The sequence below is a fragment of the Bifidobacterium sp. LH_512 genome (assembly GCF_056356435.1).
Genome location: NZ_JBKEUE010000001.1, coordinates 906,497 through 926,005, shown reverse-complemented (window position 1 = coordinate 926,005; position 19,509 = coordinate 906,497). Strand labels below are relative to the sequence as shown.

General features: G+C 57.5%; 16 protein-coding genes. 12 read left to right on the top strand and 4 right to left on the bottom strand.

The genetic code is table 11. From position 1 onward, the window contains the following. Positions 1–68 precede the first annotated feature (68 nt). The gene (locus tag AC1AWD_RS04060; RefSeq protein ID WP_476563923.1) at positions 69–1,487 is read left to right on the top strand and encodes an MATE family efflux transporter; all 1,419 of its coding nucleotides are present in this window, start codon (positions 69–71) and stop codon (positions 1,485–1,487) included. Positions 1,488–1,576: 89 nt separating this feature from the next. On the opposite strand, the gene AC1AWD_RS04055 is transcribed toward AC1AWD_RS04060, so the two are convergent. Beyond that, a complete protein-coding gene (locus AC1AWD_RS04055) occupies positions 1,577–2,944 on the bottom strand; it encodes a nucleobase:cation symporter-2 family protein (protein ID WP_476563922.1) in 1,368 nt (455 codons plus the stop codon). A gap of 192 nt (positions 2,945–3,136) precedes the next feature. Continuing rightward, the gene (locus AC1AWD_RS04050) at positions 3,137–3,718 is read right to left on the bottom strand and encodes a xanthine phosphoribosyltransferase (protein WP_476563920.1); all 582 of its coding nucleotides are present in this window, start codon (positions 3,716–3,718) and stop codon (positions 3,137–3,139) included. Positions 3,719–3,861: 143 nt separating this feature from the next. On the opposite strand from AC1AWD_RS04050, the gene AC1AWD_RS04045 reads away from it, so the two are divergent. From AC1AWD_RS04045 to rpsD, 3 genes are all read left to right on the top strand, one after another. Next, on the top strand, positions 3,862–5,904 hold the full coding sequence (locus AC1AWD_RS04045; protein WP_476563918.1) for an acyltransferase family protein: 2,043 nt from the start codon (positions 3,862–3,864) through the stop codon (positions 5,902–5,904). Positions 5,905–5,991: 87 nt separating this feature from the next. Further along, positions 5,992–8,634 (top strand): ATP-dependent helicase, encoded by a 2,643-nt coding sequence (locus tag AC1AWD_RS04040; protein WP_476563916.1) that lies wholly within the window; start codon positions 5,992–5,994, stop codon positions 8,632–8,634. 223 nt (positions 8,635–8,857) lie between these two features. Next, the gene (gene rpsD, locus AC1AWD_RS04035) at positions 8,858–9,484 is read left to right on the top strand and encodes a 30S ribosomal protein S4 (protein WP_476563914.1); all 627 of its coding nucleotides are present in this window, start codon (positions 8,858–8,860) and stop codon (positions 9,482–9,484) included. Positions 9,485–9,603: 119 nt separating this feature from the next. Here the strand turns inward: rpsD and AC1AWD_RS04030 are convergent, their stop codons facing one another. Next, positions 9,604–9,969 (bottom strand): phage holin family protein, encoded by a 366-nt coding sequence (locus tag AC1AWD_RS04030; protein WP_476563912.1) that lies wholly within the window; start codon positions 9,967–9,969, stop codon positions 9,604–9,606. A 135-nt stretch (positions 9,970–10,104) separates the two neighbouring features. Between AC1AWD_RS04030 and AC1AWD_RS04025 the strand changes: the two genes are divergently transcribed. From AC1AWD_RS04025 to mltG, 6 genes are all read left to right on the top strand, one after another. Beyond that, entirely contained in the window at positions 10,105–10,779 is a 675-nt protein-coding gene (locus tag AC1AWD_RS04025; RefSeq protein WP_476563911.1) for a histidine phosphatase family protein, read from the top strand. Positions 10,780–10,872: 93 nt separating this feature from the next. Beyond that, a complete protein-coding gene (locus AC1AWD_RS04020; protein WP_476564575.1) occupies positions 10,873–11,262 on the top strand; it encodes a DUF948 domain-containing protein in 390 nt (129 codons plus the stop codon). Next, positions 11,262–11,489, top strand: coding sequence for a hypothetical protein (locus AC1AWD_RS04015; protein ID WP_476563909.1), 228 nt, complete (start codon positions 11,262–11,264; stop codon positions 11,487–11,489). Before AC1AWD_RS04020 ends, AC1AWD_RS04015 begins: the two co-directional genes overlap by 1 nt. Positions 11,490–11,613: 124 nt before the next feature. Next, positions 11,614–14,292, top strand: a complete 2,679-nt coding sequence (gene alaS / locus AC1AWD_RS04010) for an alanine--tRNA ligase (RefSeq protein ID WP_476563907.1) — start codon at positions 11,614–11,616, stop codon at positions 14,290–14,292. 10 nt (positions 14,293–14,302) lie between these two features. Beyond that, on the top strand, positions 14,303–14,758 hold the full coding sequence (gene ruvX / locus AC1AWD_RS04005; protein ID WP_476563905.1) for a Holliday junction resolvase RuvX: 456 nt from the start codon (positions 14,303–14,305) through the stop codon (positions 14,756–14,758). Between the two features lie 12 nt (positions 14,759–14,770). Further along, a complete protein-coding gene (gene mltG, locus AC1AWD_RS04000; RefSeq protein ID WP_476563903.1) occupies positions 14,771–15,964 on the top strand; it encodes an endolytic transglycosylase MltG in 1,194 nt (397 codons plus the stop codon). Between the two features lie 90 nt (positions 15,965–16,054). Here the strand turns inward: mltG and AC1AWD_RS03995 are convergent, their stop codons facing one another. Then, positions 16,055–16,525 (bottom strand): peptidase A24, encoded by a 471-nt coding sequence (locus AC1AWD_RS03995; protein WP_476563901.1) that lies wholly within the window; start codon positions 16,523–16,525, stop codon positions 16,055–16,057. A gap of 60 nt (positions 16,526–16,585) precedes the next feature. Between AC1AWD_RS03995 and aroC the strand changes: the two genes are divergently transcribed. Together aroC and AC1AWD_RS03985 are read left to right on the top strand one after the other, a co-directional pair. Beyond that, positions 16,586–17,773 carry a chorismate synthase gene (gene aroC, locus AC1AWD_RS03990; RefSeq protein WP_476563899.1) on the top strand — a complete coding sequence of 396 codons (1,188 nt, stop codon included), beginning with the start codon at positions 16,586–16,588 and terminating at the stop codon, positions 17,771–17,773. A 65-nt stretch (positions 17,774–17,838) separates the two neighbouring features. After that, entirely contained in the window at positions 17,839–19,467 is a 1,629-nt protein-coding gene (locus tag AC1AWD_RS03985; protein ID WP_476563897.1) for a bifunctional shikimate kinase/3-dehydroquinate synthase, read from the top strand. Positions 19,468–19,509: the final 42 nt, after the last annotated feature.

Below are 19,509 nucleotides of genomic sequence, written 5' to 3'. Positions count from 1 at the left end.
GTTGCCTTCCCGGTGATAGAATGCCGCGTGTGACACGAGAACGACGGGCTGGGAAACAGGAAACGAACATGCATGCGAAGGCTGATGCGAAGTATGTTCAGATGACGCAGTCGCCGTTGAAGCCGCTGATCCTTCGCCTTGCGGCTCCCGCCATCATTTCGAATCTCGTCACCGTCACCTACAACATGGCCGACACATGGTTCATCGGCCGACTCGGCACCGCGCAGTCCGGCGCGGTCGGCGTCGCGTTTTCAGTGATGACCATAATGCAGGCGATCGGTTTTTTCTTCGGTCAGGGCGGCGGCAATTCCCTGTCCCGTGAATTGGGCAAGCGCAACGAGGAACGCGCGCTGCGATTGCTGGCGGTGGCCTTCTTCGGTTCGGTCGGATTCGGCGTTGTATTGGCGGTATTGGGCCTGTTGACATTGCGGCCGCTCGCACATGGCCTTGGCGCTACGGATACGATTGCTCCGTATACGGTGCAGTACCTGACGCCGCTGCTGGTGGCCACGCCTTGCGTCACCGGCTCGTTCACCATGAATGGCCTGCTGCGTTTCCAGGGCCTTTCCGCATATTCGATGATTGGCCTGGTATCCGGCGCGTTATTGAATATCGCGCTTGCTCCGGCCCTGATTTTCGGTGCGGGACTCGGTATTTTCGGAGCCGGTCTGGCGACTGCGATCTGCCAGACGATCAGTTTCTGCATTTTGACGGTGATGTGCGTCCGTGTCGGTGTGGTGAAGCTGTCCCCTCGTTGGTTCCGTCCCGATATGCTGCTGGTACGTGAGGTGGTCGGCGGGGGATTGCCGTCATTGCTGCGCAACGGTGTCGGCTCGGTCGCCGTGACCTGCGTGAATCTAGCCGCAAATCCATTCGGTGATGCGGCGATTGCAGCAATGGCGATCGTCAATCGCATTGCGTTGACGGCAAATTCGATGATCGTCGGCTTCGGCCAGGGCTTTCAGCCGGTATGCGGCTACAACTACGGCGCAGGCAGATTCGAGCGCGTGCGTAAAGGCTTCTGGTTCGGCGTGCGTGTGGAGACGGTCATCCTGATTTGCGCGGCAGCGGTGTTCGCGATTTGGTCGCCTGATCTGATTGCGCTCTTTCGTGATGATGCGCAGGTGATCGCGATCGGTACACTGGCATTGCGATTGCAATGCTGCACGTTGTGGGCGAATGGTTTTTCGATGATGTCGAATATGAGCCAGCAGACGATGGGGCATACGCTGATCGCGTCCGTGTTGGGCGTCGCACGTCAAGGTCTGTTTCTTGTGCCGCTGGTGTGGCTGCTGCCCACGATTCTGCCGGTTTTCGGTTTTCCGGCATTGCTGGGCATCCAGATGTCGCAGCCGATTTCCGATGCGCTGACATTGGCGTTGTGCGTGCCAGTGCAGTTAAAGTCGTTGCGTCGATTGCAGACGGATGATTCGCATCGCGTGCTTGCGCAGTCGGCTAAGGAATCCTTGTCGTCGACGATGCGATGATCGATGGGACCATGTGTGGAATATGAAGGAGGCGGGCCATGCGGCCCGCCTCCTGCGACATACGATTTCACTTCCCGACCGGAAGCAGATCACTCACTGTCAGTGTTGTCTCTCTTGGATGCGAGGAAGTGCTCTTCGCTTGGCAGCACCAGGCTCAGGATGAGGGCGACGACGAACGCCACGGCGATGCAGTTCGAAGCGAAGATTTGCTGGAACAGAACCGGGAAGTTCACGAAGATGTCGCTCACCTGGGTGAAACCGATGCCGATGGTCAGGCTCAACGCGGCGATGGTGATGTTGCGCTGAGTGAAACCCGCTTCGGCAATCATCTGGAAGCCGGAGAGGATGATGTTGCCGAACATCATGATCGTGCAACCTCCAAGCACTGCCTGCGGCATGGAATTGAACACTTCGGCGATGGCCGGCACGAAGCTGGCCAGCACCAGAATCAGGCCGCCGGAGAGAATGACCTTGCGATTGACGACCTTAGTCATGGCGACCAGGCCGATATTCTGGGCGAAAGAGGTCAGCGGAAGGCACCCGAACAGGCCGGATACGGAAGAAATCAGACCGTCGCCGGCGATGGCGCCAGCGGTTTCCTTCTCCGTAGGCAGACGATTCAGGCCGACCTTGGTCAGAGCGGCGGTATCGCCGAGCACTTCGACGGAGGAGACGACGTACAGCAGGCCGAGGGAGATGATTGCGCCCGGATCGAATTCAGGCTTGAACGGCATGAACTGCGGCACGGACACGATGGACAGGTTGGCGAAGCCGGAGAAGTCAACCTTGCCCATAAAAATGGCGATCACATAGCCGACGACCAGACCGAACAGCACGGACAGCTGCTTGGCGGTGCCTTTCATCAGCAGCTGGAAGGCGAGGCAGGCGATCAGGGAGATGATGCCGAGCGTCAGGTTCTGCCAGGAACCGAAGTCTTCGGCACCGGAACCGCCGCCGAAGCTTTCGGCGCCGACCGTCAGCAGGGAGAAACCGATTGAAGTGACCACGATGGCGGACACGATCGGCGGCACGAAACGACGCCAATACTTGGCGGTCAGGCCCAGCACGAGCTCCAGCAGGCCACCGACCATGACGGCGCCGACCACGGCGCCGTAACCCTTATCTGCGCAGATCGCCACTGCGGCGGCGACATAGGTGAAGGAGATGCCGGTGACCATCGGCAGGCGGGAGCCGATCAGCCAAGCGCCGTACAGCTGCAGGCACGTGCCCAAGCCAGCTACAAGCAAGCCGGCCTGGATCACAGTGGCAGACTGCGCTTCGTTCATATTTGCCGCGGAGGCGACGATGAAAATCGGGGCAAGGTTCGCCACGAACATCGCCATAACATGCTGCAGGCCGAACGGAATGCCGCGCCAGAAGGCGACCGGAGCATCCAAGCTGCTCAGAGCTTCAAAGGAGACGCCGGATTTCGTCGTCTTATCCTTATTTGTTGCCATTGTTATTTCTCTCTTATCTCTTTGTTCTTTCGAAACAAATATCTTGGAAAACCCAAATACCAATCTATTCAGCTTGTGTGACGCAAATTGTCGAATCGTTGAAGCATAACATCACAAAATTGCATCGTCTATGATTGCAGGCAGAAAAAACCGGGGTGCCCGCAATGCGGGAGCCCCGGAAAATCCTGCATATTACTGGCGGAATTCAATGGTGCCGGATTCCGGATCCATCGATTCGACAATGGCCAGCGAATCAACGTCATAACCGTCGGCGCGCAACTGATCGCCGCCACCCTGGAAGCCCTTCTCCACAGCGATGCCGATGCCTTCGACGACAGCGCCAGCCTTGTTGCACAGGTCGATCAGGCCATGCAGGGCCTTGCCATTAGCCAGGAAGTCGTCAATCAGCAGCACGTGGTCGCCTTCATTGAGATACTGCTTGGCTACGATAACAGGGAATTCCTTCTGCTTGGTGAACGAGTACACCGTGGTGGAATACTGGTCGCCATCAAGATTGATGGACTGGGCCTTCTTGGCGAACACAACAGGCACGTTGTTGAAATGGCGGGCGGCAAAGCATGCGATACCAATGCCGGATGCTTCGATGGTCAGAATCTTGGTGATGTTCTTACCCTTGAAATGTTCGGCCCAAGCCGCACCCATGGCATCGAACAGCGTCACATCACACTGGTGGTTAAGAAAAGCGTCGACCTTCAGCACATTGCCCGGTTTGACCTTGCCCTCCAGGCGAATGCGTTCCTCAAGCTCCTTCATGAAACCCCTTTGAATAGTTGTTGATGAGCTATGACTGCTTTCACGCGAGCAACGCTCGCGTATTAAGAACTTCCAGCATACTCGCGTGAGATGACGTGATAACACCCTTACGCAATACACCGTGTTTCATAACACGCTGGGGCATGGCGAGAACGCGTACGTTGAGCAAACCCGAGGTGGACTCGGGCATGTTCGGCACGGCTGCGACTACCATATTCAAGGTCCACGGCGCTGAAAGCGCCGCGAGTATTAAGGAGAAACAAGAAGTCATGTCGCAGCGGCAGCGCTTCCATTGCATCGACGGCATCAAAGGCATCGCCCTTGCTGCCATCGTCGCCTACCATTTTTCGATTACCGGCGAATCCGGCGGTTTCCTCGGCGTGGAAACACTGTTCACGATTTCAGGATTCCTGCTGACATGGAGTATGCTCAATGAATACGAGGAACATGGCGGCATACGATTCGGACGATACTATCTGCGCCGCATCGTGCGCTTGCTGCCAGCAATCGTTCTGCTAATTCCCGTGGTCGCATTGCTCAGCGCCGCAATCGATGCCGATGCATTGGTCAAATACGGTGCGGAAAGCCTCGCCGCAATCACTTTCACCTACAACTGGTATGGCATCGCAAGCGGAACCAGCTATTTCGCGACAACCGCACCTCAGCCTCTGCAACATCTTTGGTATGTAGCGGTGTTCGCACAATTCGCGGTACTGCTGCCGGTGCTGGTGCTGCTGATTCGCAAATACGTTCCGGAAAAAATACAGTGGCTTGTTCCCACCTGTCTTGCCGCTATGAGCGCGGTGTTGATGGCAGTCATATATACGCCAGGCGAGGATGCGACCCGCGTCTATTATGGACTTGACACACATTCGTTCGGATTACTGGCCGGCGTGGCTTTCGCATGGGTATTGCACGGCAATCTGCATGTCGCATTGTCGGAACGCTTCGTCAACATTTGGCTGAAAGCCAGCCCATGGTTGGCTACCGCGGCATTAGCGGCGTTCCTCACCTTGACCCGATATATTCGACAGGATGCTTCGGCGTTTCGTTGGGGTTTGGCGTTGTCCGCAATACTGACGATTCTCATGCTGGTCGGTTCGATTGGCGAAGACTCTTGGATGAAAAGCCTGTTCGAATGGCAGCCGCTGCGTCTGATAGGCCGATATTCGTACGGCCTGTATCTGTGGCATTGGCCGCTGTACGTGCTTATCGGACGTCTGCTGCCGTCGACCGTTCACGGCGCGCAGCCGCAATTGCTGTTGTGGATTCTTGCCGGTAGCCTGACCGTGGCATGCGTCGCGTTCTCATGGCGTTTCGTCGAACAGCCGGCAGCGCGCATTCTTGAAGGTTGGCGTCCGGATTTGAAAGACGCACGCGATCGCTTGCACGTGATTATCGCTATTGTCGTCGCAGCGGCATTATGCACGGGATTCGCCTATACGATGCATATCGCGCCCGATAAAACCAAAGTGCAGCTCGCCTTGGAACAGCAGAAGGCATTGCTGAAGGAACAGCAGCGCAAGACAATTCAGTCCACTCCACAACAGGAAGAACCACATAGGGAAGCGCCATCCGACGGCAAACCCAGCGGCGGCGGATCAGCAAAGGATGAATCATCCGAAAAAAACGCTGGAAACAGCGGAGCGCCAGGTGAGACGAAAACTGCTCAGCGTCCGCCCGCGCCAATCGAACCCGTCAATGGCAGTGACGTCATCGCCATCGGCGACTCCGTCATGCTCGGCGCATCATCAGCATTGTCCGCAGCTCTTCCCGGCATTTATGTCGATGCCAAGGAATCACGCAGCATCATGGCAGTCCCCGATTTGATCGCAGCATATAAGGCGAACGGCCAACTCAAAAAGTACATCGTCATCGCGGCGAATACGAATGGAGTGACCACCGTCGAACAGTACGAAAAAATCGCATCAATGGCGGGCCCCGGCCACATATTATGTATTATCAGCGCCCACGGCGACCGAACATGGATTCCCGTTTCCAATCAGGCGTCACGCGACTATGTGGACGCTCACAGTGACTCATCGCTGCTGATCGACTGGGACGCTGTGGCGGCACCACATCCGGAAGCGTTCTATTCCGACGGCATCCATACCATGCCGGACGGCGCGAATCTGTACGCGGCCACCGTACGCGACGCACTCAACGCTTGGTCCGCGCGGCACTGACGTGCTTGTGTGATAGATATAAGAAGCCCTATCAAATAGGCAGCAACAAACGCTAGAAGCAACAAACCCAGGGGGAGGGCCACGCCAGTGCAGCAGGATCCTGATTTCATCGCGCGGCATGCCGAGGAACTTATCGGCGACTTGAATCCGCAGCAATCGCAGGCCGTACAATATGCGGGCCCGGCGCTGTTGATCGGCGCCGGCGCAGGCTCCGGCAAGACGCGTGTACTCACACGTCGCATCGCATGGATTCTGACGCAATTCGGTGCATGGCCCAGCCAGATCCTCGCCATAACCTTCACCAATAAGGCCGCGGCCGAAATGAAAGAGCGCCTTTCCGCTCTAATCGGGCCAGTCGCCGAGCGCATGTGGGTGTCGACCTTCCACTCCGCCTGCGTGCGCATTCTGCGTCGCGACGGCAAACAAATCGGACTTGATTCCGGCTTCTCCATTTACGACACCGCCGACTGCGAGCGACTCGTCAAACTAATCGGCGCCGATCTCAACATCGATTTGAAGCGTTACACGCCGCGCGCAATCCTGTCGCGAATCTCCGACTACAAAAACAATCTGACCGACTGGCGCACGCAGCTCAAGCAGCATGCGCCCGACTACCGTCCAGGCCAGCGTGGCTATCAAATCGGACGCATCGGCAATGTCGAAGAACTGTATGCCGTCGTGTATGCCGAATACCAGTACCGTCTGGCACAGGCCAACGCCGTCGATTTCGACGATTTGATTTCGCGCACCGTCGAACTGCTGCGCACCGATCCGATGGTCGCCGAATACTACCGACACAAGTTCCGCTATATTCTCGTCGACGAATACCAAGACACCAATCATGCGCAGTATGTGCTGGTGCGTGAGCTTGCCGGCGTGGACTCCGCGGAAGAAACTTCTCCCACTGCCGTCGCCGCGGGCAAGACAGGCCCCGCATGGATTACCGTCGTCGGCGATTCCGACCAGTCCATCTACGCTTTCCGAGGTGCCGACATCCGCAATATTCAGGATTTCGAACAGGATTTCCCGAATGCACGCACCATCATGCTGGAACAGAACTACCGTTCCACACAGACCATTCTGGACGCCGCCAACGCCGTGATCGCGCGCAATGAAGGCCGCAAGCCGAAGAAACTGTGGACGGCCTTGGGCAAGGGCGATCCGATTGTCGGATACGCCGCCGATAACGCGCAGCAGGAAGCCGCGTGGATTGCCGGCGAAATCGCGCGCGTACATGCCGAAGAGGGCGTCGCCTATTCGGATATGGCTATCATGTATCGTGCGAACGCGCAGTCGCGTTCTTTGGAAGAGGCGCTGATTAATGCGGGATTGCCGTATCAGTTGGTCGGTGGCACGAAGTTTTATGAACGTCGCGAAATCAAGGATGCCGTCGCGTATTTGCAGGCCATCGTCAATCCTTCCGACAGCGTCAACATGCGTCGTATTCTGAACGTACCGAAACGTGGCCTTGGCGCACGTGCCGAAGCATTGATCGCCTCCTATGCGGATGCGCATATGGGCCCGTTCTGGATTGGCATCGAACATGCCGACGAATTGGAAGGCATTACGGCGCGTACGGCGAAACCACTACGTGAATTCCGTGATTTGATGATCGGATTGCGCGCATTCGCCGCCGAACATGATGCGAAGCCGTCGGAAATCGTGGCTGAAGTGCTTGATAAGACGGGCATGTTGGAAGAGCTGCGACGTTCGGAAGACCCACAGGATATGTCGCGTGTGGAGAATCTTTCGCAGTTGCAGTCGGTGGCTGCCGAATTCGAACAGAACACGCCGGACGCCACATTGGCCGCCTTCCTCGAAACCACGGCATTGGTGGCCGATTCCGATCAGCTGCCAAGCGAGGGAGAGGATTCCGGCAAGGTCACATTGATGACGTTACATACGGCCAAAGGTCTGGAATATCCAATCGTATTCCTGACCGGCATGGAGCAGGGAACCTTCCCGCATTCGCGTGCGATGGAAGATACAAGCGAACTTTCGGAAGAGCGCCGTCTCGCATATGTCGGCATTACACGCGCGAAGCGCCGCCTGTATGTGACGCGCGCCGCCGTACGCGCGCAGTGGGGACAAGCTAATGAAATGCTGCCGAGCCAGTTCCTTGATGAGATTCCGGACGAGCTGATCGATTGGAAACGTCGCGAAACCGGCATGGAGCGCATGCAGGGCGGTTGGCGCAACGCAGGTTTCTCCGATGGCTTTGATGATGATTTCGGAGGATGGCGCGATGATGACGGGTTCGGATCATCATTCGGTGGCTCGTCCTATGGATCGTCTTCGTACGGATCGTCGCGCCGCGGGGGATCGTACGGCTCTTCTTCGTATGGTTCCTCGTATGGTTCGTCCGGCTCGTCACGTCGTCGTTCCGGAGGCTCCTCATACGGCTCGTCCTCGTCCTATGGGTCCCGTGGCGGATCCTCGTATGGTTCGTCCGGCTCATCGCGCTCCTCTTCTCGGTCCGGCAAGGTGACCACGCGTCGCGTCACTCCACTGGATAAGCCGAAAACCGCTCCGGCATCCGCATTGAGCCAAGACAATGCGCTTAACATCGCCGACTTCCATGTCGGAGACAAAATCACGCATGACCGCTACGGCTTGGGCACCGTGCTCGATACGCAAGACAAGGGCCGCAACTCGGTGATCACCGTCGACTTCGGTACTGACGGCGTCAAACGTCTGATGCTGCGTGTCGCTCCCATCGAAAAGCTGTAGACGACACGGCAAAGTCCGTACCCGTCGTGTATAGTTATCGATTGGTGTTTTTCCTCGAAAAACATCGTCTGGAGCCTTAGCCCATCAGCGGGACGGCGGCCAGGCCGCAAGGCCAGACCGTTCATGTCAACCATGACAAAGCGCTGGAGAGGCCGGCTCAACGCGAAACCTCACGTTTCGCGTTCCGTTCAGACAACGACAGAACAAACAAAGGATTAAACCAATGACGAACGTTCAGCGTTCTCGCCGTCAGGTGCGTCTTTCCCGCGCCCTCGGCATCGCACTGACCCCGAAGGCTCAGCGCATCTTCGAAAAGCGTCCGTATGCTCCGGGTGAGCACGGCCGCACCCGCCGTCGCACTGAATCCGATTACGCAGTGCGTCTGCGCGAAAAGCAGCGTCTTCGCGCTCAGTATGGCATCTCCGAGAAGCAGCTTCGCGCTGCTTACGAGAAGGGCACCCACACCGCCGGCCAGACCGGTAACGCCATGCTGACCGATCTCGAAACCCGTCTCGACGCCCTGGTCCTGCGCGCCGGCTTCGCCCGTACCACCGCCCAGGCTCGTCAGTTCGTGGTTCATCGTCACATTCTCGTTGACGGCAACATCGTGGACCGCCCGTCCTACCGTGTCAAGCCCGGCCAGACCATCCAGGTCAAGCCGAAGAGCCAGACCATGGTTCCGTTCCAGATGGCCGCTGAAGGCGTGCACCGCGATGTGCTGCCGGCAGTCCCGGGCTACCTGGACGTCAACCTGGCTTCTCTGAAGGCCACCCTGACTCGCAAGCCTGAAGCCGAGGAAATCCCGGTGCAGGTCAACATCCAGTACGTGGTCGAATTCTACGCCCGCTGATCTGGATTCACATACTGTAAAAACATACAGTGTAAGGACATACATACAGCAAGAGCCTCGCAGCACATCTGCGAGGCTCTTCGCTTTCTTCCCAATCTTTTTTCGGTTATGTAATCGGACTATTCGCCAATCACCGCGCCGACAATGCTTGACACAATCGACATAATCAGCGATCCGATCACCGACCACCAGAAACCGTCGATGACGACGCCGACATCAAACAGACTTATCGCAAGCCACGACGCCAATTCCATGAACAACCAATTGATGATCAGCGCAATCAAACCGAAACTCAAAATCGAAAACGGCAATGCCAGCATCTGCACAATCGGCTTAATCGACGCATTAATCAAAGCCATGAACAAAGCGAAAGCGGCGACACCGAGAATCGGCGGATCGCCGACCACTTCCATACCTGGCAATAGTGCGACCATAACGCCCGCGGCGATCGTCAGCACCAGCCAACGTGAAATAAAACTACCCATAACCGATATCGTACCGGCAATAACGGCGGATTCCGCGCGGGTCACCCCTGAAACGTCCCTGAATGTAACACGACATGTTCGTTCGATTACAGAATGGCGCCCTTTATCCAAGCGACGATGCGCTAATCTGAAGGCATGTTATTGCATCTGTATGTAGTCCGCCATGGGCAGACCCTGTTCAACCGATATAATCGCCTCCAAGGATGGAGCAATTCGCCGCTGACCGAATCCGGCATCGCCGACGCCGAACGAGCAGGTGAAAAACTACGCGGTATTCAATTCGCCGGCGCATTCTGTTCCGATACTACGCGCGCCATGGTGACGGCGCAGCGCATCCTCGATATCAACGAAGCCGCAGGGCATACACGTCCGGGATTGGTCAACGACATGCATTTTCGTGAACAATGCTACGGATATTTTGAAGGACAGGACATGTCGTTGGCATGGACGGCTGCAGGCGGGCCTCATGGGGCGAAGGACTACAACGACATCGTGCGCCGATTCGGGCTCGGCGCCACACGCGATTTCCTGAAAGAAGCCGATCCCTTCCATGATGCGGAATCAGACGCGGAATATTGGCAGCGCGTCGAAGACGCATTCGCGTTGATCGCCGCCGACCAGCGTTTGTGCGACGGCGATGATGTGCTGATGATTTCGCATGGCAACACGCTGCTCAGTCTCATGCATCGATTCGCACCGGAAGGATACGACTTAAGCGAGCGTCCGGCGAATGGATCCGTGACACGATTCGATTTCGATACTGACCGTGCATTCGATGAGGCGATAACCGTCATATCGTATAATCAGTAGGTTATGCTCAGCCTGTAGCGTCTGGGGCGTTCGTTAGGCTGGTGCGGGTATTGTGGTCGCGGTGCTGTGCCGTGATACAGAAAGAGGTACATGATGGGTGTAGGAGAGATTGCCGGTCTCATCGCCGCCATCGCGTTCGCGATTCTGGCCGGATTCATGATCTACCCGCTGATTCGCTTGGGCAAACTGTTCGACCAGCTCGCCCAAGTCGTCAAGGAAACCGGCGATCATGCGATTCCGGCACTTGACGAAAGCGTGACGACCATACAGCAGGTCAACAAGTCGCTTGATGACGTGAACAAAATCTCCGCGGCCGCTTCGGCCACCGCCAGCAACGTCAGCGCTTTAAGCGATTTGTACGGCTCGTTCCTAGGCAAGCCTGTCATCAAAATCGCCTCTGCCGCGTATGCGGCGAAGTCCACCGCCCAATCGTTCCTGCAGCACAAAACTGAGGGACGTGCGGATTCCGCTAAGGGGGAGTGATGTTCAAACGTCTGTTCTGGGTGGGCGTCGGCATTGCGATCGGCGTGATTGCAGTGACCAAGGCGCAGGCTTATGTGAAGGCCAACACCCCTGATAAGGCGCGTCAATTCCTGTTCGGCCCCGAGCAGGATCATGTGACGATGCGCACGCTCGAAGGTTTGATCAACGAATTCAATGCCACGCGCCGAGCCCGCGAGGCTGAACTGAACTCACGATACGCCCGCTGACATCCGCAGCCGCGAATGCGATAGCGGATGCTGTCGGCTTGATTACATCCATCAGGCGGCACAAGTCATAATCACGACAAACGGGACTATCCCCGGTCCCATCCATAAAGGAGCTCAAAAACACATGCGCACTTCTGAAATCGCGAAGCGCTATCTCGACTACTATGACCGACACGATCATCTTGTCGTGCCGTCGGCATCGCTGATCTCCCCGAACCCGACCACGCTGTTCACCATTGCAGGCATGGTCCCGTTCATCCCGTACCTGATGGGCGAGCAGACCCCGCCGTCACCGCGTATGGCATCGAATCAGAAGTGTGTACGTACCCTCGATATCGACGAAGTCGGTAAGACCACGCGTCACGGTACCTTTTTCCAGATGCTGGGCAACTTCTCCTTCGGCGACTACTTCAAGGAAGAAGCGATTCACTATGCTTACGAGCTGCTGACCACCCCGCAGAGCGAGGGCGGTTATGGTTTCGATCCGGAGAAGCTGTGGATGACCACCTTCACCGACGATGAGGAAGCCCGTTCCATGTGGCGCAACGAAGGCGTCGACCCGGAGCATATCCAGATCATGGGCATGGAAGACAACTTCTGGACCACCGGTGGCCCTGGCCCCGGCGGCCCGTGCTCTGAAATCTACGTCGACCGAGGCCCGGAATACGGTGTCGAAGGTGGCCCGATCGCGGACGAAAACCGTTATATCGAAATCTGGGATCTCGTGTTCGAAAACTACGAGGTCGACAACGTCAAGTCCAAAACCGACCTGCATATCGTCGGCGAATTGGAAAACAAGAACATCGATACCGGCGCCGGCCTCGAACGTCTGGCCTACCTGCTGCAGGGCAAGCAGAACATCTACGAGACCGATGAAGTCTTCCCCGTGATCGAAGCCGCGCAGGCCATGTCCGGCCGTCACTATGGCGATGACGAAGCAATGGATGTCAAGTTCCGCGTCGTGGCCGACCACGTGCGTTCCGCTTTGATGATTATGAGTGACGGCGTGCGTCCGTCCAACAACGGTCGTGGCTATGTGCTGCGGCGCCTGCTGCGTCGAACCGTCAAGGCCATGCGCGCCCTCGGCGTTACCGACCCGGTGCTGCCGACTCTGTTCCCGGTGTCCAAGAACGCCATGGTTCCGAGCTATCCGGAACTGGAAGACACTTTCCATGATGTTTCCGAATCCGCGTACGGTGAGGAGGACGCATTCCGTCGTACCCTCGAAGCCGGCACCGAAATCTTCGACATGGCCGTTTCCAAGGCCAAGGAAGCCGGCAAGAGCGTTGTCTCCGGTGACGACGCATTCAAACTGCACGATACCTATGGCTTCCCGATCGAGCTGACCCTCGAAATGGCCGAAGAGCAGGGCGTCAAGGTCGATGAGGCAAAGTTCCGTGAACTTATGGCCGAACAGAAGTCCCGCGCCCGTGCCGATGCTCTGAAGAAGCGTCACAACGTGGACCTGAGCGTTTACGACGATTTCAAGAAGACGCTGGCCAAGCCGCTCGACTTCCTCGGCTATACCGACTTCTCCGCACGCGCCCGCGTGCTCGGCATCATGCAGGAAGGCAAGGGATCCGTTCCGGCCGTTACCGCTCCGGCGACCATCGAAGTTATCCTCGACCGCACCCCGTTCTACGCGGAAGCCGGCGGCCAGCTGGCAGATGAAGGCGAAATCCTGTCTGATGATGGCGCAGTGCTCGAAGTCGACGACGTGCAGAAGCCGATCAAAGACCTCATCGTCCACCAGTGCCGTCTGACCGAAGGCACCTTGGTCGTCGGCACAGAAGTGAACGCCACCATCGACCTTGATCGCCGTGGCGCCATCGCCCGTTCCCACACTGCAACCCACATGGTGCACAAGGCATTGCGTGAAGAGCTCGGTCCGCAGGCCACCCAGCGTGGTTCCGAAGACGCCCCGAACCGTCTGCGTTTCGACTTCCAGTGGTCCAAGGCTCCGACCAAGACGGTGATGAGCGCCGTCGAAGCGCGCGTCAACGACCGTCTGCGCGACAACCTCGCCGTCACCACTCAGGAAATGAAGTTCGACGACGCCATCGCGCTCGGCGCGATGCACCTGTTCGGTGAAAAGTACGGTGACATCGTGCGTGTGGTGTCCATCGGCGAAGACGGCTGGAGCCGTGAGCTCTGCGGCGGTACCCACGTCGACCATGTCGGCAAGATCGGCGCCATCAACATCATGTCCGAAGCCTCCATCGGTTCCGGCGTGCGCCGTGTCGACGCTCTGGTCGGCCAGAGCGCATACGAGTACAACGCTCGCGAGCATGCGCTGGTCTCCCAGCTGAGCGACAAGCTCAACGCTCGCCCGGATGAGCTGGCTGAACGCGTGAACGCGTTGCTCGCCAAGCTCAAGGAATCCGACCGCCGTTTGGCCGCCATGTATGAAGGCCAGCTGGCAGCCGCAGTCCCGCAGCTCGTCTCCGACACCAAGGCTTCCGCAGCTCCGGTGAAGGTCGCCGCGAAGAACGTTGGGCATTTCGGTTCTTTCGACGCACTGCGTAAGACCGTTCTGGACGTTCGTGGCCAGCTCGGCGAAGACGCTCCGGTCGTCGTCGCACTTGCCGGCATTTCCGAAGATGATAAGCCGATGGTTGCGGTGGCCACCAATGAAGCCGCTCGCAAGGCCGGCATCAAGGCCGGCGATCTGGTCCGCGGCGCTTCCAAGATCCTCGGCGGCGGTGGCGGTGGCAAGCCGGACTTCGCCCAGGGCGGCGGTAGCGACGCGACTAAGATCGATGAAGCCGTCGCGGCGCTTGCTGAGCAGGCGATGAAGGCCTGAGCATACCCGCATGGTATGGCTTGGCATTGATTTGGGCGATGCCCGGGTCGGACTTGCATTGTCCGACCCGGGCCTTGCCCTTGCCCATCCCGCAGGAAACGTCCAAGTATTCGGTGATTCTTTCCGCGCAATCGATGACGTTATCGATATCATCGAGGATGAGCAGATTGAACACGTTGTTATCGGATTGCCGCTGCAATTGGATGGCACAGAAGGTAAAAGCGCGAAAAAAGCCCGACGTTGGGCTGCCAACCTCGAAAAGCGACTCAAGAATTGGGTTGAAGAAGGAGAGGTGGTCCTTGATCAGATGCCGACGGTGGAACTGGTCGATGAACGTTTGACAACAGTGGCTGCGCATAGGCAGTTGCTTGATGCTCATGTCGGCAGTCGGCAGCATCGTCCGAAGGTCGATCAGCAGGCCGCGGTGGTGATTTTGCAAACGGCATTGGACCGCGTGGAGAAATGAGGGAAGCGATCGATGTCACAGGATTTCGAGGAGTTCTTTGGCGAGAATGTTCGATGGGAAACAGACGGTACCGGTACCGCCGTCCCGATGCAGCCACCATCGCCTCCGCGATCTCGCCGAGACATGCGTCGTCAGCGTGAACGGCGCAAGCGCCGCAAGATGCTCACTATTACCGCAATCGTCCTGGTCGTTGCCTTGGTATTCGTTGGAGGCTATTTCGGCTATCGCAAGCTGATTCAATGGCGCGACGCCAACAATTCGTCCGAAACCGTTATCAAGGATTATCCGGGTCCGGGCGAAGGCGAAGTGCAATTCACTGTCGAACAAGGGCAGGATGCCACCACGATTGCCGAAAACCTGTATGCAGCCGACATCATCAAATCTCCGGAAGCATTCACCAGCGTTGTCATGGCAAATAACAGCGTGCTATATCCGGGAACCTTCTCGCTGCTGAAGCATATGAGGGCCGCAGACGTCGTCGCGATTCTGTCCGACCAGACTCAGGCCAGCGGCTTTCTGGAAGTGCGTTCCGGCGAACGAGTGTCCGACGTCATCGCAGCGGCCGTGGAACTGTCCGGATTGTCTCAATCCGACTTTGACGCCATCATCAACGGCGGCGGATCCGATATTCTGCCGGCTGAAGCGAACGGTGACTTCGAAGGCTGGTTCGAACCGGGCAGCTACGACGTGCAGAACAAAACCGCTGAGGAAATCATTTCCGCAATGGTTGAATCACGAATCGCAAAACTCGACTCCTTGGGAGTGCCCACAGGCGAAGAGCGTGAGCGTATTCTCATCATGGCATCGATTGCGGAATCCGAAGTGAATTCGCCCGAATACTACGGCAAGGTCACGCGTGTGATTCTCAACCGTCTGGAACAGGGCATCACGTTGGGTATGGATACGACCGTGGCCTACGGTTTGGGCATCACCGCAGACGAATTGACCGACGCCATGCTGCAGGACGACTCGAATCCGTACAATACGCGCCTTCATACAGGCCTGACTCCGGGACCGATCAGCAATCCCGGAGACAACGCCATCAAAGCGGCATTGAATCCCGAACAAGGAGATTGGCTGTATTTCGTTACTACGAATCTGCAAACCGGTGAAACCAAGTTCACCACCGGCACCATGGACGAGCAGAACGCACAATTCGAGCAGTACGTGAACGAATACAAGACGACCAACGAAAACGCCAACTGATAATCACACTGATATCAAGCGAACGGCATAGCAACATGAGCGTGTGATGGAATCATCGAATTTCATCACACGCTCATTGTCATATTGCAATCACATTATTGTCGACACCAGCAAAGCGACAACGCCAGCCAGTACGATAACCGGCGCAAATGGCGTTTTCCCCGCATACTGCGTGCCGTGTTGCGGATCAAAGCGCGTCCAAAACGCAATCCACAACACGCCAAGCAATCCCATAGCAAGCCACCAAATGACAATCGCCTGCAAACCGCACAAACCAACGGCCAAACCAATCACCAACGTCGTCGTCACATCTCCGAATCCCAAAGCGCCCGGCTTCATCAAAGCCAACGCCACCTGCACTGCGGCACACAGCAATGCAAACAGCAGCGACTGCAACACAACAAACAAATTATTCGTCAACAATGCGTACATGCATGTAGCAATCAACTGTGCGGCAACGCCGACCGCAATCCAAAGGCGCGGCACGCGACGGCAGCGAATGTCATTGACTGAGACGGCAAGTCCACAAATCAGACTTGGTATGCATGCTAGATACCACATAACGCTAAAATAGCCCGAAGTTGCACCGAAGGTGTGCATCAACGACGAAAAGGAGAAGGCATGTTGCGTTGGCAGACTGCAGGCGAGTCGCACGGCGAAGCGCTTGTCGCCATGATTGAAGGGCTGCCGTCCGGCGTCCGCATCACCACCGACGATGTGGTCGGCGCATTGGCACGTCGCCGTTTGGGCTACGGGCGTGGTGCGCGCATGAAATTCGAACAAGACAAGGTGCGTCTGCTCACAGGCGTGCGCCATGGTCTGACACTCGGATCTCCCATCGCCATTGAAATCGCCAATACCGAATGGCCGAAGTGGACGGAAGTCATGAGCGCCGATCCGCTCGACCACGAACTGCCGCGAGAAGGCCGCAACGCGCCGCTGAGCCGCCCGCGGCCGGGCCATGCCGATCTGACCGGCATGCGAAAGTATGCCTTTGACGATGCACGCCCTGTGCTGGAGCGTTCCAGCGCCCGCGAAACCGCGTCTCGAGTCGCTCTCGGTGAAGTCGCACGCCAATTCCTTGAGCAGTCGCTTGGCATTCACACCGTTAGCCATGTAATTTCCATCGGCGGGGCTGGCATCGAAGGCGAATATGACATGCCAACCGCCGACGATGTCGCCGCACTCGATGCTTCTCCTGTTCGCACTTTGGACAAGGACGCGGAAGCCCGCATGATTGCGCGCATCGACGAAGCGAAAGCCAACGCCGACACGTTGGGCGGTGTCGTCGAAGTCATTGCATACGGCGTGCCCGCAGGCATCGGCACTTATGTTGAATCCGATCGTCGACTTGATGCTGCCCTCGCAAGCGCACTGATGGGCATTCAAGCCATCAAGGGTGTGGAAATTGGCGACGGATTCCTTGAAACCGAGCGCCCTGGCTCCGCTGCACACGATGAAATAGCCGTTGGCGAAGACGGACGTATCACACGACTGACCAACCGTGCAGGCGGCATTGAAGGCGGTATGTCTGACGGCATGCCGATCCGCGTGCGTGCTGCGATGAAGCCGATTCCGTCAATCCCGCGCGCGTTGCGCACCGTTGACGTCGCCACTGGCGAGGCGGCGCAGGCCATCAACCAGCGTTCCGACTCCACCGCAGTGCCTGCGGCGGCTGTCGTGGCCGAGGCCATGGTGCGCCTGACCTTGGCCAAGTATGTGCTCGAAAAGTTCGGCGGCGACAGCATTGAAGAAACTCGTCGCAACGCTGAAGCATATAAGGCCTCCTGGCCGGAGCATATGCGCTGAACGTCGGGTTGGCGTTTCATTGAAATCGGTTTGACGTTTTCGCTTAAGCAAGGGGAAGGAATATCGTGACTTACACCCGTCCAGTGGCCGTGATCATCGGCATGATGGGGGCCGGTAAGACCCGAGTCGGACGTGAAGCGGCTCAAATGCTGGAACTGCCGTTCGCCGATGCCGACAATGAAATCGAACATGAAGTCGGAATGACGATTCCCGACTATTTCGCACAATATGGTGAGCCCGCATTCCGCAAGGTGGAAAACAAACTCATCTGCGACATGCTGGAGGATTTCGACGGCATCCTTTCCCTCGGTGGCGGTGCCCCGATGACGCCGGCAACACGTGAAGCGTTGGCCGAATACGTGCAGGACGGCGGGAAAGTCGTGTATTTGATGGCCGACCCCGAAGAGGCGATGGAACGCGCGCGCCGCAGCGGAGGCCGCCCCATGCTGGATGGCGATGCTGATGCGCGTTGGAAAAAACTGTATAAAGAACGCGATCCAGTATTCTGTGAAGTCGCCAACGTGCACGTGCGTACGCATGGTCAGACGCCACAAGCCGCCGCAAAGCGTCTGATCAACATGCTGCAGGAACGCTGCGTGCACGTGGACGGCAGCGGCATCGAGCCGTATGACGTGCGCATCGGAGAAGGCGTGATGCTGCATCTGGCCGAAGTGTTGGGATCCAAGCCCGTCAAGGTCGCCCTGATCCATACGCAGCCGGTGCAACGCCATTCCGACCACGCCCGAACCATGCTGCGTCAAGCCGGCTATGAAGTGCTCGACATTGTGATTCCGGACGCTGAAGCCGGTAAAACCATCAACGTTGCCAACGGTATTTGGGCGCGTCTGGGCAAAGCCGGATTCACCCGTTCCGACGCGATTGTCGGCCTAGGCGGGGGAGCGGCCACCGATTTGGCCGGATTCGTCGCGGCAACATGGATGCGCGGCATCCGCTACGTAAACTGCCCGACCTCGCTGCTGGCAATGGTCGACGCTTCAACCGGCGGCAAAACCGGGATCAATACCGACGCAGGCAAGAATCTGGTCGGTTCCTTCTATACGCCGGCCGGCGTGCTTGCCGATATGCGCACGCTCATGTCGCTGCCCAACGACATCTTCATTGAAGGTCTGGGCGAAGTCGCTAAATCCGGCTTCATCATGGATACGGAAATCCTGAACATTTTGTCCGCCCATGCCGGTCAGCTGCGCAATTTTGATGGGCACGAATTCGTCGGCAGCCCATTGGAGGATGTGGTCGCCGAACTGATCGAACGTACCGTGCGAGTGAAGGCGCATCATGTGTCCGCGGATTTGAAGGAAGCCGGCTTACGTGAATTCCTCAACTATGGCCATACGCTCGGCCACGCCATCGAAAAGCTGGAGCATTTCCGCTGGCGTCACGGCGATGCAGTGGCCGTCGGCATGGTATATGCTGCCGAACTTTCCTATTTGCTGGGGTATATCGGCGAAGACGTGGTCGACTATCACCGTTCGTTGCTGTCTTCTCTCGGCCTGCCGATTTCTTGGAACAACGGCAGCTGGGACGAAGTTCTTGCCTTGATGCATCGCGACAAGAAGGCGCGCGGCAACAAACTGCGCTTCGTGATATTGGACGAGATTGGCCATCCGATGCATTTGGACGATCCGCCCGCGGACGCGGTGCATGAAGCGTTCGAACGCATTCGCAATTGGTGACGTCTGCTGGCTGTCCGCTGCCGGCGGTTTTCCGGCAAAACG

Bases quoted from the DNA above. Each gene is read 5' to 3' on its own strand.
- AC1AWD_RS04060 (WP_476563923.1), top strand. From the start codon at position 69: ATGCATGCGAAGGCTGATGCGAAGTATGTTCAGATGACGCAGTCGCCG.
- AC1AWD_RS04055 (WP_476563922.1), bottom strand. From the start codon at position 2,944: ATGGCAACAAATAAGGATAAGACGACGAAATCCGGCGTCTCCTTTGAA.
- AC1AWD_RS04050 (WP_476563920.1), bottom strand. From the start codon at position 3,718: ATGAAGGAGCTTGAGGAACGCATTCGCCTGGAGGGCAAGGTCAAACCG.
- AC1AWD_RS04045 (WP_476563918.1), top strand. From the start codon at position 3,862: ATGGCGAGAACGCGTACGTTGAGCAAACCCGAGGTGGACTCGGGCATG.
- rpsD (WP_476563914.1), top strand. From the start codon at position 8,858: ATGACGAACGTTCAGCGTTCTCGCCGTCAGGTGCGTCTTTCCCGCGCC.
- AC1AWD_RS04030 (WP_476563912.1), bottom strand. From the start codon at position 9,969: ATGGGTAGTTTTATTTCACGTTGGCTGGTGCTGACGATCGCCGCGGGC.
- AC1AWD_RS04025 (WP_476563911.1), top strand. From the start codon at position 10,105: ATGTTATTGCATCTGTATGTAGTCCGCCATGGGCAGACCCTGTTCAAC.
- AC1AWD_RS04020 (WP_476564575.1), top strand. From the start codon at position 10,873: ATGGGTGTAGGAGAGATTGCCGGTCTCATCGCCGCCATCGCGTTCGCG.
- AC1AWD_RS04015 (WP_476563909.1), top strand. From the start codon at position 11,262: ATGTTCAAACGTCTGTTCTGGGTGGGCGTCGGCATTGCGATCGGCGTG.
- alaS (WP_476563907.1), top strand. From the start codon at position 11,614: ATGCGCACTTCTGAAATCGCGAAGCGCTATCTCGACTACTATGACCGA.
- ruvX (WP_476563905.1), top strand. From the start codon at position 14,303: ATGGTATGGCTTGGCATTGATTTGGGCGATGCCCGGGTCGGACTTGCA.
- mltG (WP_476563903.1), top strand. From the start codon at position 14,771: ATGTCACAGGATTTCGAGGAGTTCTTTGGCGAGAATGTTCGATGGGAA.
- AC1AWD_RS03995 (WP_476563901.1), bottom strand. From the start codon at position 16,525: ATGTGGTATCTAGCATGCATACCAAGTCTGATTTGTGGACTTGCCGTC.
- aroC (WP_476563899.1), top strand. From the start codon at position 16,586: ATGTTGCGTTGGCAGACTGCAGGCGAGTCGCACGGCGAAGCGCTTGTC.